Origin of the sequence: Chryseobacterium sp. MMO-72 (assembly GCF_037146035.1) — a bacterium.
Lineage (GTDB): Bacteria > Bacteroidota > Bacteroidia > Flavobacteriales > Weeksellaceae > Chryseobacterium > Chryseobacterium indicum.
In genome coordinates this window covers 89,888-106,272 of record NZ_JBBCWG010000014.1, presented here as the reverse complement: position 1 = coordinate 106,272, position 16,385 = coordinate 89,888, and the positions used below count along the sequence as shown (strand labels likewise).

Genomic DNA, 16,385 nt, shown 5'->3' with positions numbered 1-16,385 from the left:
TTTCTATTTTAATATGTTTTCCAGATCTTTCAGAATAGATTCTACGGAACGGATGGTGAATGCGGATAAGGTAAGAGTAGGGTTGGAAGTTCCCAAAGTTGTCATATTTCCGGCTCCTACAATGTATAGATTCGGATGATCCCACGATTTGCAATAGCTGTTCGTTACAGAATCGTCCGGATTTTCGCCCATTCTGTGGGTTCCTACAATATGTCCGGCTCCGTTATAAGAATATCTTACATTATTGTATACAAAAGTATTATTGTCTGTCGCATTGTATTTGGTGAAATCTTCAATACCCAGTCTTGCAAACATTTGGTCGGAAGCTAATTTTGCCTGTTCCATTGCTCTCATTTCGTATTCTGTAAGTCCGTAATTAATAACAGGACGCGGAATTCCCAATACATCGAGATATTGGTCGTTAATAGTTACACGATTATCAGGATTCGGAAGCTGCTCGATCTCAAAATGGAAAAGCACCTGTCTGGAAAGTCTGTGTGTTAATGCGTCTTTCAGTTCTTCTCCGAAAAGTCCGTCATTTAAAAATTCTGAAAGGTCTGATCCCGGAGAAAAAGCCGGCCAGCTCCATCCCCAGTTGTCTAGAGGAGAGATCCATGCAGAAAATTCGCTTCTGAAATTTCCGTCTCGGAAAGACGAAATATTGGTGGTGGAACCGGGACCTCTGTAAGAATAAACAGGATCCGGAAATAATCCCCAAGTAAGCATTACCATATGATCCATCAGGTTTCTTCCTACCTGATCGCTTCTGTTGGCAACGGTTTTTTCAATATTTTGTCCGTTTTCAAAAACAGTGTATTTTGAATTTAAAAGAATTTTCGGATTTTCAAAAGCATTGGCAGCAAGAATAACGATCGTTTCGTTCGTATCGATAACTTCTTCTACAAACTCTGTTTTCTCTCTTGAAATATATCTTCGGATGTGAACTTTAGAGATTTTTTCCTGATCTGCCACATCTACACTCAGTTTGTACACCACGCTTTGTGCCTGAACCTGAATATTGTGATTTCTCTGAAGATTATGGTTTTTATTAACTTTATATAAAGCTTTTTTCAGCGTTTTCAGAGCGTTGTATTTTGCCTGAACGGGACAGATCGGAACGCAGGATGCATTTCCTTCACAACGTTCTCCCATATAAGGATTCCATACGGCTCCTAAAGCTTTGTATTCTTCGCTTTCAATATTTTTTAAAGTTAAAGTATATCCGGATTCAGAAGCTTCAGCTTTCACTATTTTGGATGTTCCGTAAGCAATATTCGGGGTAGAATTTCTTCCCTGCGGAGACGGAACAAGCATTATCGGATATTCTTCAAAGTTGAGCTGAACCGAAGTTCCTGCCAATCCGTTAATAATCTGATGATCCATATAACTCTGCGGAATTTCTTCCATCGGAAAAACATAATTTTTACCGTAATATTCTTCCATGCTTTCCTTAATAGGATATTCCTGCGCTGCAACGTTTCCGGAAACACCGATCTCAAATTCCGCCATTTCATAATAAGGCTTTAATGTCTCATAATCAATTGGCCAGTCCATGGCTCTGCCGTATTGTTCCTTCAGTCGGAAATCGTTCGGAAGCATTCTTGGGGTAGTTCCGAGCCAGTGAAGTGTAGTTCCGCCTCCTACACGAATGGCATCACTTGCAAAAGGCATCGGACCGAACTGTACCAGATAACCTTTTTTATCCGGAAACGGCGGAACAATCGGCTCTATATCCAGAACATTCGGAGAGGGAGCCTGTTTCAGATTCGGATACGGTGAATTCGGAACTTTGGCTTCTTCTATGTAAAACTTACGGATGTAATCGTTGTAAGTAACCATTGAAGTGGCTGAATCGAGTTCTATTCCGGCTTCAAGCCCCGCTTCATACATTAGAATCGATAGTTCTTTATACGTTTTGGAGTCGTCCGTTTCGGAACGGTGGATCATTTTTTTTGCATCGGTATCAAAAACGTGATCTGTTAAAAGTTTGGCAATCAAAGATCCGGCGATTCCTGTTCCTACGATGATTACATCTTTCTTTTGCTGAGGTTTTTCTGTCTGATTCATGAGTTGCTGTTTACAGGTTTTGTTTCCCAAGATTTAAAGCCCGGCTGTTTTGCTCCCGGCGGATGCGCATGCATTACCGTCCATACGAGACCTTCTTTGTAAGATCTGTCGTTTACGTAAGCGCCTTCCCAGGTTCCCATATACCAAAGCGTTATTACACTCTGGGCAATTTCCTGAGTCGCAGGATTGGCAATAATTTCTGCGGTGATCGCATTTTTCAGTTGATCCTGACTTACAGAATTTTCCAGAACATTTTTAGAAATATTCAGAAATTCAATAAAAGTGGCAGTTTCAATCTGGTTGAGAATGTACTTGTAATAAATCTCGGCTAAACCTGTAGATTGCAGCTCGTTCACGGAAAATCCGGTGAGGGATTCTGAAATCGCCATGAACACGTCGTAATAGTAATCGTCGACGTTGAGGATTTTGTTGATAATCATCTCGTTGAATTATGGTTAAAGTTTTAGTTTTTATTTTTAGATAATTTTATTTATCAGGTAAATTGGGTTATCTAATTTTCGTCTATAAAGTTATATATTTTTCACATTGAATAGAATAAATATTATTTATTTAGAATCTTTCAAAAGTAAATGTTTTGTTTTGAAGATTATTTTAAAATAATCGTTTTTATCCGTCATATTTTATTAACATCATTTTCTCTTAACTATTTATTAAAATTGAGATCCTCCGAATTAAAACAATAGCAATATCTTTGTAAGATAAATTAGAATTAGCATAAAATATTTTATGAAAGATATTAAAATGATTGTAACGGATATGGACGGAACGTTCCTGAATTCTTCCCATGAAGTAAGTCCGGAATTTCCGAAAATATATGAAGAGCTGAAAAAGAGAAATATTTTATTTGTTCCTGCAAGCGGAAGGCAGATGTTCGGAATTACCAAATATTTTGGTGAGATAGAAAGTGAAATGGCTTTCATCGCTGAAAACGGAGGGTATGTCATTTACAAAAATGAAGAGCTTTTTGCAGATCAGCTTGATCCAAAATACATTACGGAAATTATCACAGCAATCAGGACGATTCCCGGCGCTACAGCTGTATTGTCCGGCAAGAAAAAAGCATACTTTGAAACCGATAATCAGGATTTTATTGATTATGTCTCCCAGTTTTATACAGATAATGAAAGAAGGGAAGATCTTACGCAGGAAATAGACGACAGTATTTTTAAAGTTGCAGTGTATCATTCCGGCGGTTCGGAATTAAACGTTTATCCTGTGCTGAAGGAATTTGAAAATTATGATCTTGAAGTGGTGGTTTCAGGTCAGTATTGGCTGGATATCATGAACAGGAATATTAATAAAGGGGTTGCGCTGGAAAAATTACAGAAAACTTTAAATATTACTCCGCAGGAAACCATGGCTTTTGGAGATTATATGAATGATATTCAGATGCTTGAAAATTCAAAGTACTCTTATGCGATGCAGAATGCACATCCTCTGGTAAAAAAAGCGGCAAGTTTTGAAGCCGGATCTAATGATCATTTTGGAGTTCTGAAAGTAATTAAAGACTATTTAAATATCAATTAAAACTTTCATTTGTAATAATTTAAGCCTTCAGATTTTATCTCTGAAGGTTTTTTTTGCTTATTAAACGTCTAATTAATAGCATTAAAGTGTTTATGATTGTTGTTAATTTAAAGTTTTCAATTTATTTATAATAATTTCACCAATATATGAGAAAAATATTTTAAATTTATCATCGAAATAATTGCTCGTTTTAGGAGTGATATTTTAAACAAAACTGAACAACCATTTATAAAAGGCGGAACCGAAAAGCCAATAACAGAGTAGGGAAAACTAAATAATTAAACCATGAATCTATCAATTCATCCATCAGTAGGTGTTGCCCGATTAGGGAATAGCACAACTGCAATTTGTCTGTCTCCGGACACTATCGGTGGTCTTCCTTTTGACTCCGACAACAACGGGAATTCCTTAGGTCCTATTACATCCTTCAAAGATGCTGCAGGTCTTATTAAAAGACAGGGACAACCGTTTAAAATCCTTTCAGACACAGGAGAAGAAATCACTTTAGACACTCCGAATGTTGCTTCTATTGAATGGACAGTTCATTTAGCAAACAAAAAAGCAGCGTGGTATCAATACAGCGAATTGCAAGGGAATCTTTTATACGGGCAGGAAAACAGTTATCAGAATCAGAAAATTCCTTTCAGAAATCCCGATGTGCCACAGAATGACAGACAGACTTTAATCGTAGATCCGGGACCAAGAACCATTTCCGGAAAACAGAGTTCGATAGGATTTGATAAAGATAATGTTCCTTCGGGCTATCCTGCACAATATCCTCCACAGGAAGTTTCATACGGAGTTCCGGTGGTTACGTTGGGAGATCTTCTTACAGATAATTCAGGAAGACTGGTTGTTTTGGGAGGTTTTGGTCACGCGGGCGGAGATCTGCCCCTAACAAGTTATGGAGGTTCCAGTACATGGCATGACGATATTTCGGACGGACCGGTTTACTGTACGGTAAATTTTAATGACGGAACGCCTTCGGTTTCACTTACAGCGTGGGTAATTATCGGTTCACCGGATTTCGCTCCGGAAATTGTTAATATTTCAAATTTAAGCGACACGATGTTCGATGTCGGGGTAAGAAATTTCAATCTGGTTCCTGAGATGTACAGCAACGGAAATTATAATCCAGACTTTCAGGCAAATTTTCAGAGAGATATTTTACCGATTATCAACAGAATCAGTAAATATCAATGGGTTGCGAATGTACAGTCGATGATGGCTTTTACCAGCAATATTTTTGATTTTACAGACAATTCTGAGGCAAACCGCCAGAACAGACAGAATTATTTTTCATACTTCAGACAAAATGATGCTCAGCCGCCGGTTCCGCCTCATTTACCACAGGAACAGCTTCTGAAAGAAAACGGAACCGATATTTTCCCGATGATGCCTTTAAATTCAGGAAGCAACTCGGTGAGCAATATTAATATCATGAAATTCATGGCTTTGGATGAAACACAGCTTTTCCTTATGCAGCAATGGGCAGACGGAAATTTTGTAAGCGATCCGAATTACGAACCATATCCTATAAATGCTATGGATGCGGCAAGTGTAGGAAATTGTGTAGGACTTCCAATGTGTCCGGGAATTGAAGTAACATGGAATTTACAGAATCCTATTATTTATGCAAATCCATACAGAATTTTACAGTACGGAAACGAACAGCAATATGCAGCACAAGGTTTAACGTCGTCTCGCGACGAATGTGAAGGCGGAGGCTGTGAACCGGGAGATCTTACCAAAAGAATGGCTTGCCCATGGCAGGCGGATTTCTTCCAGTGTACGATTCAGCTGATTAATTTTACAGATCCGTCTGTGAATAAAGCGGGTTCTCCACCTGCACCGCTTCCTCCAACGTATTATTCTTACTGGTGGCCGCCTCAAAGTCCATGGGATGTTTTGGTAGGTGAATTTACCGCTGAAGGTCAGTCGGCTACCAATGTTCCGGCAGGACAGCAGATGAACTACGCACGCGGAATCAACAGTTTTACGCAGATGGTTCAGTACTGGTACGCGCTAGGATTTATCAGGGATAAAAATTCTCACAGCGCAGGTTTCCCATTCTTTGTGGAAACTGAAAGAAATAATGAAATATTTACATATGAAAATGTTCCTGTAAGTGAGATCAGCGGAAACGAAGAGGATGATGAAACCACAATTCCGGTTTTCTACATCGAAAAGAAAACGCAGGTGGTTACCGAAAGAAGTGAAAAAGGAAGAATGATGATGGAACATCTGGAAGAGGTAGGATTTAAAGAGATTGCTGTTGCAGCAGACCGTATGCCGTTACCTCGTTCCGGAACGCGAAACAGAAGATAAAATGCAAAACTTGTTAGAAACTAATGTATTAATTGTCGGTGGAGGTCCAGCAGGGACTTCCGCCGCTTTAAGTCTGCTTAAATATTCTGACCTGAAAGTAGTTATTGTAGAAGAAACCGGTCTGGAATCTGTAAAAATTGGTGAACAGGTAAACTCAAGCATTTTTGATCTTCTTCAGTACATGGGAATCGATAAGACAGCTTTACATCAGAATAATTTTATCCGGGGACACAGCAGTACCGCAGCTTGGGGAAGCGAAAGACTGATGGTTCGTGATTCTATTTTCAATACAGAAACCGAGAGTTTTCAGCTGAATCGGGAAGAATTCGATTATCTGCTTCTGGAAACTGTATCAGAAAAAGGAGGGATTATTTTTCCGAGAACAAAATGCCTGTCTTTCCATCAGGATGAAAACAATCAATGGACGGTAGATGTAAAACATGAAACCAAAGGAAATTTCACGATAAAAGCAGATTATCTGATTGATGCAACCGGAAGAATGGGAAGTGTATGCCGGAAAATCGGAGTTCAGTCAAAACGGTATGACGAACTTGCCGCGATCGGAAGATTTTTTTACTTTGATGAATCTCAGACCATTGAGCAGAACATCATGATAGAATCAATTGAAGATGGGTGGTGGTATTGTGCTTCTCTGCCGAATCATAAGGTGACTTTAACTTTCTTTTCGGATGCACAGATTATCAAAGAAAAAAAGCTTGAAAATACCGAAAACTGGAGCAGGTTATTATCAAAAACAAAACACATTCAGCATAAAATATCAAAAGCGGCTTCCGAAGGAAAACCCTGGGTGAAAAATGCATTTTCTCAGATTGCAGACATCCGTTCAAGCAAAAATTTTCTGGCGGTGGGGGATGCAGCCGCTTCATTTGATCCTATTTCATCCATGGGGATCGGTTTTGCCATAAGTTCCGCCTGTCATGCTGCAAAAGCGATTATTGATGCAGATTCAGGGCACGAAAATACTTTTATTAACTATCAGGAAAACATTAATACAATATATCATAATTATCTCACGACGAAAACATTTTTTTATCAGAAAGAACAACGCTGGAGCGATTCAGTGTTTTGGAAAAAAAGGATGTAAGAGGTTGGGATATGAAATTAAATTAGTAATGACAGCCTCATAACAATCTGTGAGGCTGTTTTTGCTTTAACATTTTAAAATTAATCATTATTGAAATTCATAAACATGAAAAAACTACTCAATTACATTTCGTTTCTGTCGGTTGTACTGTTTTCTGTCGCGTGCAGTTCTTCCACCATAGAAGATGAAAATGCGTCCAGTGAAGTAACCACGGTATTTTATAAAAATGCCGATGAACTCGCTGCAACTTATGATCCTTCGAATACAGTAAATCAGACGTTAAGAAATCAGATTTACGATTTATACAAGCAGGGAAAATGGAGCGAACTGGAATCTGTTTTTAAAGCGAATAACCTTAACGGAGGATGGCCGCCTGCAAACGGAGGGTATAATATTGTGGACAATACAGATTTCACAGCCGGACAAAAATATGACCGCTACAGCGGGGCAATCGGAACATACAGCGGAACCGGAGCGCCGACTTTGGGTGGAAATTTTACCAGTCCGATCATCAATGGCTACGTTTACACTTTCGCTCAACGCGCCCTTAACAAACCGGAAAATACCTATGATTTCTATTATGAAATAGAAGTTTTGAATAATTTGCTACCTTTCAAGGGACAAACGGCAGACATTATTCCGTGGTTCGGGCAGGTTGGAAAAGGGAAACAGACGATGTGGAAAATTCCTCTGGATCCTTCAACCGGATATACAAAAACATGGAATAAGCTTGCGCAGGAAGGTTATATTAAGATAACGATAAAGAAAAGTCCGAGCGGAAATTATCCTTCAGCGGTTGGAATGGTGATTCAATAAATTTAACTGAAAATGTACGCAATAACGAAGAAAATACAGATCGTAAAGAAAGCAGTTGTTTCGAAAGATACGTTTATCAATAATGAAATCAGTCCGTCTGCGGAACTGAAATTCATCTGCTGCAACTGTACTCATGAAAATCTGGTGAACATTACTCCTTACGAATCAGGGTTTCCTGTTTTTCAGCTTTATCATGAAAATAAAATTTTATCTATCAATGATTTACTTAAGAATTCAATGATAAAAGAGACGCAAAAGAATATGCTTCATGCCGGAGAATTTACAGTTCATAATTTACCAACGTTGTATTTTGGAACAGACTGCGAATCTTGCGCTGCAAAATACATCGTAATTTTCAGTTATGGCGAAAAACAACCGGGGCTGGAATTACTTTCCGTTTCCGGAGTATGGGAATATGCAGAGGCATAATATTTTTTTTAGATGGTGTGTTCGGCTTCAAATCGAAGATTTGAAGCCGAATTTTTTTTATGATCTTATGGGAAACCATAATCAACAGATGTTCCAAAAGCGTATTATTGTTCAATCTAATCATCAAATAAAAACTTTAATTATATGGAAATTTTACTCATTATTATTTTATCGGTTCTGCTGATTGTTGCATTCAGTAAATCAGGTAAAAATAAAAAACAGGTTTCTGAGAAAGAAGCTCAAATTGCAAATCTCAACAAGGAAATCAATCAGCTCAGAGCCGAGATTTCAAACCTCAATTCAGACAAAAGATCTTTACAGGACAAAATCCAGAGATTAAGAGCCGATTTTTCTAATCTGCAGATCGAGAAACGTTCGGTAGACGAAAAGAATATTCAATTGAAAAATCAAAATGATGCTTTAAGCAAATATCAGGATATTATTAATGTTCAGGTAGAATGCGAGTATCTTCTGAAAAGAGCAGAAAGAGACAGTTTGAAATTAAAAGAAAGAGCACAGGCGGAGCTGGATAACGCGCAGCTTCAGGCGAAAGAGTCGAGAAGAATGGCGAAGGAACTTGTTGAAAAAAGAACCAGAGAAGTTGAATTATTGTATGAAAATGCAGTAAGAGAATCCAAAAGAATTATCGATACTGCTGAAGGCAAAGCACTTGCCATTGGTGGAGATGCTTACAGAAGTTTGCGCGAAGCGAATGAAATTGCCGACAGAATAAAAGCAATGAAAAATGTAATAAAAGGCTACGGAAACGAATACATTGTGCCTTCTTATACTTTGCTGGATGATCTTGCTGAAGAATTCAGCCACAAAGAAGCCGGAGAAAATCTTAAAAAGCTTCGACAGAATAACAAATTAATGATCACAAGCCGACAAGCCGGAATCTGCGAATATATGGATGAATTCAGAAGAAATATTGCCATAGATTTTGTTATTGATGCTTATAACGGAAAAGTGGAAACAATTTTAAATTCGGTAAAAAAAGACAATTACGGAATTCTGAAACAGAAAATAGATGATGCTTTTCAGTTGGTTAATTTCAACGGAGAAGCCTTCAGAAAAGCCAGAATTTCGGTTGAATACCACGAAGCCCGTCTTGAAGAACTGAAATGGGCGGTTATTGCTCAGGAACTTAAATGGCAGGAACAGGAAGAGCAAAGGCAGATCAGGGAACAGATGCGGGAAGAAGAAAAAGCAAGAAGAGAGTATGAAAAAGCCATAAAAGATGCTGCAAAAGAAGAATTAACGTTGAAAAGACTGATTGAAAAAGCAGAATCTCAGGTTGCAAAAGCCAATGAAGAGCAAAGAATGATGTTCCAGCAGAAACTTGAAGAACTTCAGGGTAAATTATTAGTTGCGGAAGAAAAAAATCAAAGAGCAATTTCTATGGCTCAGCAAACGCGTTCCGGAAATGTTTATATTATTTCAAATGTAGGATCATTTGGAGAAGATGTTTATAAAATCGGAATGACGAGACGTTTGGAACCTCTGGATCGTGTTCGTGAGCTTGGAGACGCAAGTGTTCCGTTTGAATTTGATGTTCACGCCATGATTTATTCTGATGATGCTCCGGCTTTGGAAAGACAGCTTCACAAAAAGTTTTTAAAAAATCAGCTTAATAAAATCAATCCGCGGAAAGAATTCTTCAGACTTGGAATTAACGATATTAAAAATTATCTGGAAGATACCGGAATTATCTGCAAATGGACTCTTACCGCAGAAGCCAGACAATATCGCGAAACACTAAAACTTGAAGAGGAAATGAAGACCAATAAACAGCTTGAGAAAGAGTGGGAGCAATATCAGGAAGAAGCAGATCCTGTAGCTTTGGAAGAAGTATTGGAAGAGGAATAAAAACAAAACCACAACCCGAGAGTTGTGGTTTTTAATGAAAGTATATATTATTAAGATTCGGTGTGCATCAGTCCATAACTTATGGAAGTGGGCTCTTTGCCGAAAAGACAAGAGAAAATGTTCTGAAATTCATGGATGTACTTGCATTTAATAGAATTTCCGTAGATTTTCAGACCTTCAACAATCTTTCTGGAATCAAGATCAAAATCATATTTTATGAAAGTTTCAGGTCTCTCGTAACGAATGCGCTGTTCTGAGCTGTATGTTCTTGAAAACCCGAATTTTTCCAGCCACTCTTCGGTAATCTGAATAGGCTTGATTGATTTTGCCGGAACAGAAAAGCTATGGAAATCATTTTCAATCTGTACAAAATAATCTTTTTCATCATTCTGGAATATTTCAGTAATCGTATAGATCTGATTTTTATATTCCACTAGATTTTTAATTTTTAAATCTGCAACGTTCATAATATTTTGTGGGTGTTTATGTTATTATTCCAAGGTTAGTGAATGCTCTTGTATAAGTAGTTTTGCAAATACTATGCCTTATGTTTTGAATATAAATTAAACTATTGTTAATTATAAATGGTGATTTTTGTTTAAATTATTGATATGTAGTACTTTATATGATTTAAAAAGATTTAAACAATATTTATAAAAGTTAAATTTGTGGTACTTATGTGGTATGTTATGTTAAATCAAAAAAAATGTAATTATTCAGTTTTCAAAGACTTATATTCAATAGTTAAGGCAAATGCGATGATAATCACCAAAATTAATGTAGCAATAAAAACATTCCATGAAGTAGAGTGGAGCAGATATCCTGTTCCGCTTCCTAAAAAACTGGATCCGAAATAATAGAAAAGCCAGTAAATAGAAGTTGCTGAAGATTTTCCTTCTTTTGCATGCAACGCTGTCATCTGACTTGCCATGGTATGAGCAGCAAAAAAGCATAACGTAAATAAACCTAGTCCAAATACTACAACATAGATATTTTCTGAAAAAAGAAGAATAAGTCCGGTTAACAAAAAGAAAATTGCACCTTTCAGAATGTATTTCTTTTCAAATCTTACGGATAATCTGCTGGTTATCATGGTTCCCAAAACACCAAAAGTGTACATCAGAAAAATAAAAGCAATAAAAACATGGCCCAAAGAAAACGGATCAGATTCCAATCGGAATGTCATATAATTATAAATGCTTACAAAAGTTCCCATCAGCAAAGCAGCGATAAAATACAGTCGGAGCATATAAGAATCACGGATCAGTCTTTTCATCTGCTTTATTTTCAGATGATAATCTGTTTTCTGAGGTTTGAAAAATTTTGAATCCGGAAAATGTTTCCAAAATACCAGCCCCAAAATCAGACTTTGAATCCCGATCATCAAAACAGCATTTCTCCAGCCGAATTCTCCGGCAAGAAGAGTTGCCAAAATCCTTCCGCTCATTCCTCCAATTGTGTTTCCGCTGAGATACATGCTGATTGCCAAAGCCACCACAGAAATTTCAACCTCCTCCGTAAGATAAGCCAGAGCCACAGAAGAAACTCCTGAAATGACAAAACCTTTTACCATTCCAATGATGATGAGCAGCCTTAAACTCGGAATCCATGTTGAAATGATGGTTAAAACTGCCGATGCCATCAAAGAAAAAACCATCAGTTTCTTTCGCGAAAAACTGTCTGCGCGGAACGCAAAAAAGAAAAGCCCTAAAGCCATTCCGATTGTTGAGGAAGAAACAAGCAGGGAACTGTCGCCAACTGTTGTGTGGAAATGCTCTGCAACCATCGGTAATAACGGCTGAAAAAGATAAAGCTGCGCAAATACCGAAAGTCCCGATAAAAATATACACAGTTTTATGTAGTAGAACCGTCTGCTTTTCCTGTCTGCTTTCCTTGGAATATTCATGATGTGCTTAAAAAATCAAGCAAAAAAATTATGGAGTTATTTTGATCTGCTAATTTGATGAAATTTTTTAAATCTTTAAAATGTCTTTTTAATTGATTTTTAATTGAATTTTTAAATTAACTCAACATTTTTCCGGTTAAATTTTTACGGCAGTTTTTCACTATAATATGTATCTTTAATTCTGAAAAAATTTAAAATGATTGAAAACTTTCCTTTTTATCTCTCACTGATTCTTGCTATTGTCTTTATTATCATGATTGCTAACAAGATCAGGGTTGCTTATCCTGTTCTGCTGGTTATAGCGGGACTGTTAATCAGTTTTATTCCCAATGTTCCCATCATCAGAATAGATCCAGAACTTATTTTTATTATCTTTCTTCCTCCGTTGCTTTATGAAGCGGCATGGGCAATTTCCTGGAAGGAACTCTGGAAATGGCGTAGAATTATAGGAAGTTTTGCTTTTGTTGTAGTTTTTCTTACTGCAACTACAGTAGCCTTTGTTGCCAATCATTTTATTCCCGGATTTTCTCTTGCTTTAGGATTTCTTTTAGGGGGAATTGTTTCGCCACCCGATGCAGTAAGCGCAGGAGCGATTCTTAAATTTGTAAAAGTTCAGAAAAGGCTGTCCTCTATTCTGGAAGGAGAAAGTTTGCTGAATGACGCGTCTTCCTTAATTATTTTCCGTTTTGCGATGATTGCCGTTGCAACCGGACAGTTTATCTGGCAGGATGCGGTTTTCAGTTTTTCATGGATGCTGATTGGCGGAATCGGAATCGGGTTAATCATTGGCTGGCTTTTCATGAAAGGGCATAAACTTCTTCCTACGGATGCCAATATGGATACCATTCTCACCATTGTTGCGCCCTATTTAATGTATATCGCCGCAGAAGAAGCACACAGTTCAGGAGTTTTGGCTGTCGTAAGCGGTGGTTTGCTGCTTTCCAATAACCGTCATAATTTTCTCAGTACTTCATCACGTTTGCGCGGACTGAATGTCTGGGAAAGTCTGTCCTTTGTACTTAATGGTTTGGTTTTTATCCTCATTGGTCTGGATCTTCCGGAAATTACTTCAGGATTGGGAGAAGTAAGTATTTACGCTGCGGTAGGATACGGATTGCTTGTAACTGCGGTTTTGATCGTGGTAAGAATTCTGTCGGCTTACGGAGCGGTAGTGGTCACTTTAATTGCAAGAAACTTCATCACGGTTGCCGATAACCGAAGTCCGGGATTTAAAGCTCCGATTCTCTTGGGATGGACAGGAATGAGAGGAGTAGTGTCTTTAGCTGCGGCACTTTCTATTCCGGTAAAACTGTATCATAACGGTCCGGATTTTCCTCAGCGAAACTTAATTTTATTCATCACTTTTATTGTTATTTTAACGACATTGCTGGTTCAGGGACTTACACTTCCTTACCTTATCAGAAAGATGGAAATCCCTTCCTACAACGATCATCTTCCTGAAGATGAGGCTGAAGAATTAATCCGTCGTGAAATGGCAAAAATGACTTTAGAGCATCTTAGGCAAAATCATGGTGAACTGTTGCAAAAAAGTATGTTTTTACAACAGATACATGAAAAGTGGAAAGGTAAAGTGGAAAAAGAATCTGATATTAAACTATCTTCCGAAATTAAAGATGCTTATCTTGATGTTCTTAATGCACAAAGAATATGGCTGATTGAGCAAAACTATGACAAAAAACAGCATTTTGATGAAGATCTTATCCGAAGACATCTTGTAAAGATCGATCTGGAGGAAGAAAGACTTTCACTGATTCATTAGAAAGGTTAATACTTTCTGCAGATATTCATCTTCTTTTATCACTTTTTCATACGACTGTCGTGCATAAACAGGCGAAAGTTCATAATTCTCAGGTTTGGAGTTAATATCTTCATTCTCAATATACTGATTAAGATGACGAGTATATTCTTTAATCAGTTTATTAATGGTTTTTCTCTTAATTTTACAGATTGTATTATTCTTTATTTTCTGTAAAGAGTTAAGAATGAAAGATTTGTCTCCGTGAAAGTTGATTACATTTTTTACATACGAAAGGTTATGATTATCCTGTAATACAGAATGGTTCTCTTCAAAAATCATGATGGTAAAAGCTTAAGTTTACAATAGTTAATAACACGTTAAAATGATAATTGGAAATTAATTGACGGGTATTGTAAATGATTTTCTCATCATCCGTATGATGTAGTCTGTAAGAAAAGAGTACTGAATAATCATAATAATTACTTTAAGTGAATTGGTGAAAACGATGTTTGGCTGTTAATCTTATACTTCAAATATCCAACCAATTTTTATAATCTGACTAAATGTATTGAAAATTTGTAACAAAATATTCAACAGATGTAATATTTTACAGAGTTTATTATTGACTGTTATCATTTAAAAACATTTGAATAAAAATGTAGCTTCGTGCTTAATTAGGTATTTATACACAATTAAAATCACAGCAATAAAGATTTAAAAGCTTCGGATATTATGATTAATAAAGAATAACTGAATTATTGTTGCTGATTTCTTGTATTATCTGTTAAAATAATATTTTTTAAATCTTAAATTTTCTTAAATAAAATATTTATATTTGTTATAATTCCATTGAAGGTGAAATTGCTTTTAATGAATGAGATTTTTTAGTAACAGTTTTTGCCCAAAGAGAATATAACAATTTAGCTTAATGATTACGGACAGTACATTCTAAAGGATAATGTTAAGAAAGGCATGAATGGAATTCCGCATAAAGGATTTTGTACTTTTTTATATTTCTGATTTTCAATGATATTAAGCCGGAAAAATTATAAATCATCAACACCAAATCATCGTTAAACACCCAAGATGTTAATTGCTTAATTCCTAAGCGGTTATATATTTTTTTATTTTATTACTTTTTTGTTAATATTTAATTTATTTTATGAATATTAAATTTTTTTAAGATTATTTAATAAAAATATTTTATACATAATAAATTTTTGTAGGAAATTAATTTATTTGTTTTTAAAATAATACTATATTTGTTTTAACATTAAACAGCTAACAAAATTAAGGATGGATATTAACTTTTCAACAGCGACTTTTAAGGATTTCGAAAATATTCCGGGCTTCGATATGATGGAGCGTGCAGACATTTACTATGACTTTCTGGAATACATGAAATCAAACGGGCGTCATCACTACAGATTGCAGAATAACACAGGTTGCAGTTCTGTAATGAACGTAGGAACTCACAACGTAACCAGAGAGTTTGTGAGCTTCGTTACAAGTGATTACTTAGGGTTTACACAACACCCTAAAGTAAAGCAGGCGGCTATAGAAGGAGTGGAAAAATACGGAACCGGTACGGCTGCAACACCGCTTATCGGAGGGTATTACTCTTACCACAACGATTTGGAGGCTAAAATTGCTTCCTTTTTTGGACGTTCTCAGGATGAAGCCGTAATTTTTACAACAGGATACACAACAAACAGTGCAACTTTACAAATCCTGTTACAGAAAGAAGACATTGCGATTGTAGATATGGCGGTCCATGCAAGTGTATACGAAGGATGTATTCTTACCAACAGAAAAACATTTCCGCATAATAATCTGGAGGCTCTGGAACAGATTTTAAAAACATCGGAAAAACAATTTCGTACAAAGCTTGTGGTAATAGACGGTGTATATTCTCAGGATGGAGACACTGCACCTATTGAAGAAATTTATAAATTAGTAAAAAAATATAACGCCTATCTCATGGTTGATGATGTTCACGGAGTAGGTATTTTAGGGAAAACAGGAAGAGGTACAATTGAAGATACAGGATTGCTGGATAAAATAGATATTATTACGGGAACTTTCAGTAAAACATTCGGTAACCTTGGAGGATATGTAATCGCCAATAAAAGCCTTACCAATTTTATAAGATTCCAGTCCAGACAGCAGATATTTTCGGCTACAACGCCTCCTTCCACAGCTACAGGAATTGTAAAAGCCATAGAGCTTATTGATGAAGAGCCCCACTGGAGAGAAAAACTATGGGAAAATATCAATTACTTCAAAAAAGGACTGAATGATCTGGGGCTGGATACCGGGACTACGTGTTCCGCGGTTGTTCCCGTAAAAATAGGAGATCCGCACATTACAGGCGATGTAGGAAGAATGCTTCTTGAACACGGAGTGTATACAAATCCTATTATTTACCCTGCTGTAGCCAGAAAAGATGCCCGTATCAGGATGAGTGTAACGGCAACACATGATAAAGAACATCTTGATAAAACCCTCAATGCCTTTGCGGATATCAATAAAAAGTTGCATATTGCAAAAAAATAGAT

The 16,385-nt window shown here is 36.8% G+C and carries 13 protein-coding genes; 8 read left to right on the top strand and 5 right to left on the bottom strand.

The genetic code is table 11. From position 1 onward, the window contains the following. Positions 1–3 precede the first annotated feature (3 nt). Both WFH39_RS17345 and WFH39_RS17340 read right to left on the bottom strand, forming a co-directional pair. Complete coding sequence (locus tag WFH39_RS17345; RefSeq protein WP_336690791.1) at positions 4–2,067, bottom strand: GMC family oxidoreductase; 2,064 nt, start codon at positions 2,065–2,067, stop codon at positions 4–6. Further along, positions 2,064–2,507, bottom strand: coding sequence for a hypothetical protein (locus WFH39_RS17340; protein WP_235130962.1), 444 nt, complete (start codon positions 2,505–2,507; stop codon positions 2,064–2,066). Before WFH39_RS17340 ends, WFH39_RS17345 begins: the two co-directional genes overlap by 4 nt. Before the next feature lie 307 nt (positions 2,508–2,814). On the opposite strand from WFH39_RS17340, the gene WFH39_RS17335 reads away from it, so the two are divergent. From WFH39_RS17335 to WFH39_RS17310, 6 genes are all read left to right on the top strand, one after another. After that, positions 2,815–3,615, top strand: a complete 801-nt coding sequence (locus WFH39_RS17335) for a Cof-type HAD-IIB family hydrolase (protein ID WP_336690790.1) — start codon at positions 2,815–2,817, stop codon at positions 3,613–3,615. A gap of 285 nt (positions 3,616–3,900) precedes the next feature. Beyond that, complete coding sequence (gene lodA / locus WFH39_RS17330; RefSeq protein WP_336690789.1) at positions 3,901–5,943, top strand: CTQ-dependent lysine 6-oxidase LodA; 2,043 nt, start codon at positions 3,901–3,903, stop codon at positions 5,941–5,943. Between the two features lies 1 nt (position 5,944). Beyond that, positions 5,945–7,048, top strand: a complete 1,104-nt coding sequence (lodB, locus tag WFH39_RS17325; protein WP_336690788.1) for a lysine-epsilon-oxidase maturase LodB — start codon at positions 5,945–5,947, stop codon at positions 7,046–7,048. A 105-nt stretch (positions 7,049–7,153) separates the two neighbouring features. Next, positions 7,154–7,864 (top strand): hypothetical protein, encoded by a 711-nt coding sequence (locus WFH39_RS17320; RefSeq protein ID WP_336690787.1) that lies wholly within the window; start codon positions 7,154–7,156, stop codon positions 7,862–7,864. Between the two features lie 12 nt (positions 7,865–7,876). Next, positions 7,877–8,293: a hypothetical protein gene (locus WFH39_RS17315; RefSeq protein ID WP_336690786.1), complete on the top strand. Its 417-nt coding sequence runs from the start codon at positions 7,877–7,879 to the stop codon at positions 8,291–8,293. A 144-nt stretch (positions 8,294–8,437) separates the two neighbouring features. After that, entirely contained in the window at positions 8,438–10,162 is a 1,725-nt protein-coding gene (locus tag WFH39_RS17310) for a DUF4041 domain-containing protein (protein ID WP_336690785.1), read from the top strand. Positions 10,163–10,212: 50 nt separating this feature from the next. Here WFH39_RS17310 and WFH39_RS17305 read toward each other — a convergent pair whose 3' ends face one another. Together WFH39_RS17305 and WFH39_RS17300 are read right to left on the bottom strand one after the other, a co-directional pair. Further along, positions 10,213–10,629, bottom strand: coding sequence for a hypothetical protein (locus tag WFH39_RS17305; protein ID WP_235130955.1), 417 nt, complete (start codon positions 10,627–10,629; stop codon positions 10,213–10,215). Positions 10,630–10,874: 245 nt separating this feature from the next. Then, the gene (locus WFH39_RS17300; RefSeq protein ID WP_336690784.1) at positions 10,875–12,068 is read right to left on the bottom strand and encodes an MFS transporter; all 1,194 of its coding nucleotides are present in this window, start codon (positions 12,066–12,068) and stop codon (positions 10,875–10,877) included. A 196-nt stretch (positions 12,069–12,264) separates the two neighbouring features. Between WFH39_RS17300 and WFH39_RS17295 the strand changes: the two genes are divergently transcribed. Beyond that, the gene (locus WFH39_RS17295) at positions 12,265–13,848 is read left to right on the top strand and encodes a Na+/H+ antiporter (RefSeq protein ID WP_336690783.1); all 1,584 of its coding nucleotides are present in this window, start codon (positions 12,265–12,267) and stop codon (positions 13,846–13,848) included. Here WFH39_RS17295 and WFH39_RS17290 read toward each other — a convergent pair. Then, positions 13,834–14,166: a hypothetical protein gene (locus WFH39_RS17290; RefSeq protein ID WP_235130952.1), complete on the bottom strand. Its 333-nt coding sequence runs from the start codon at positions 14,164–14,166 to the stop codon at positions 13,834–13,836. The two genes, WFH39_RS17295 and WFH39_RS17290, sit on opposite strands and share 15 nt — an antisense overlap. Positions 14,167–15,123: 957 nt before the next feature. Here WFH39_RS17290 and WFH39_RS17285 point away from each other — a divergent pair. Next, positions 15,124–16,383, top strand: a complete 1,260-nt coding sequence (locus WFH39_RS17285; RefSeq protein WP_336690782.1) for an aminotransferase class I/II-fold pyridoxal phosphate-dependent enzyme — start codon at positions 15,124–15,126, stop codon at positions 16,381–16,383. The last annotated feature ends 2 nt before the right edge of the window (positions 16,384–16,385 follow it).

What these genes read in the sequence shown, in the direction of transcription:
- WFH39_RS17345 (WP_336690791.1), bottom strand. Translation starts at nt 2,067, where the DNA reads ATGAATCAGACAGAAAAACCTCAGCAAAAGAAAGATGTAATCATCGTA.
- WFH39_RS17340 (WP_235130962.1), bottom strand. Translation starts at nt 2,507, where the DNA reads ATGATTATCAACAAAATCCTCAACGTCGACGATTACTATTACGACGTG.
- WFH39_RS17335 (WP_336690790.1), top strand. Translation starts at nt 2,815, where the DNA reads ATGAAAGATATTAAAATGATTGTAACGGATATGGACGGAACGTTCCTG.
- lodA (WP_336690789.1), top strand. Translation starts at nt 3,901, where the DNA reads ATGAATCTATCAATTCATCCATCAGTAGGTGTTGCCCGATTAGGGAAT.
- lodB (WP_336690788.1), top strand. Translation starts at nt 5,945, where the DNA reads ATGCAAAACTTGTTAGAAACTAATGTATTAATTGTCGGTGGAGGTCCA.
- WFH39_RS17320 (WP_336690787.1), top strand. Translation starts at nt 7,154, where the DNA reads ATGAAAAAACTACTCAATTACATTTCGTTTCTGTCGGTTGTACTGTTT.
- WFH39_RS17315 (WP_336690786.1), top strand. Translation starts at nt 7,877, where the DNA reads ATGTACGCAATAACGAAGAAAATACAGATCGTAAAGAAAGCAGTTGTT.
- WFH39_RS17310 (WP_336690785.1), top strand. Translation starts at nt 8,438, where the DNA reads ATGGAAATTTTACTCATTATTATTTTATCGGTTCTGCTGATTGTTGCA.
- WFH39_RS17305 (WP_235130955.1), bottom strand. Translation starts at nt 10,629, where the DNA reads ATGAACGTTGCAGATTTAAAAATTAAAAATCTAGTGGAATATAAAAAT.
- WFH39_RS17300 (WP_336690784.1), bottom strand. Translation starts at nt 12,068, where the DNA reads ATGAATATTCCAAGGAAAGCAGACAGGAAAAGCAGACGGTTCTACTAC.
- WFH39_RS17295 (WP_336690783.1), top strand. Translation starts at nt 12,265, where the DNA reads ATGATTGAAAACTTTCCTTTTTATCTCTCACTGATTCTTGCTATTGTC.
- WFH39_RS17290 (WP_235130952.1), bottom strand. Translation starts at nt 14,166, where the DNA reads ATGATTTTTGAAGAGAACCATTCTGTATTACAGGATAATCATAACCTT.
- WFH39_RS17285 (WP_336690782.1), top strand. Translation starts at nt 15,124, where the DNA reads ATGGATATTAACTTTTCAACAGCGACTTTTAAGGATTTCGAAAATATT.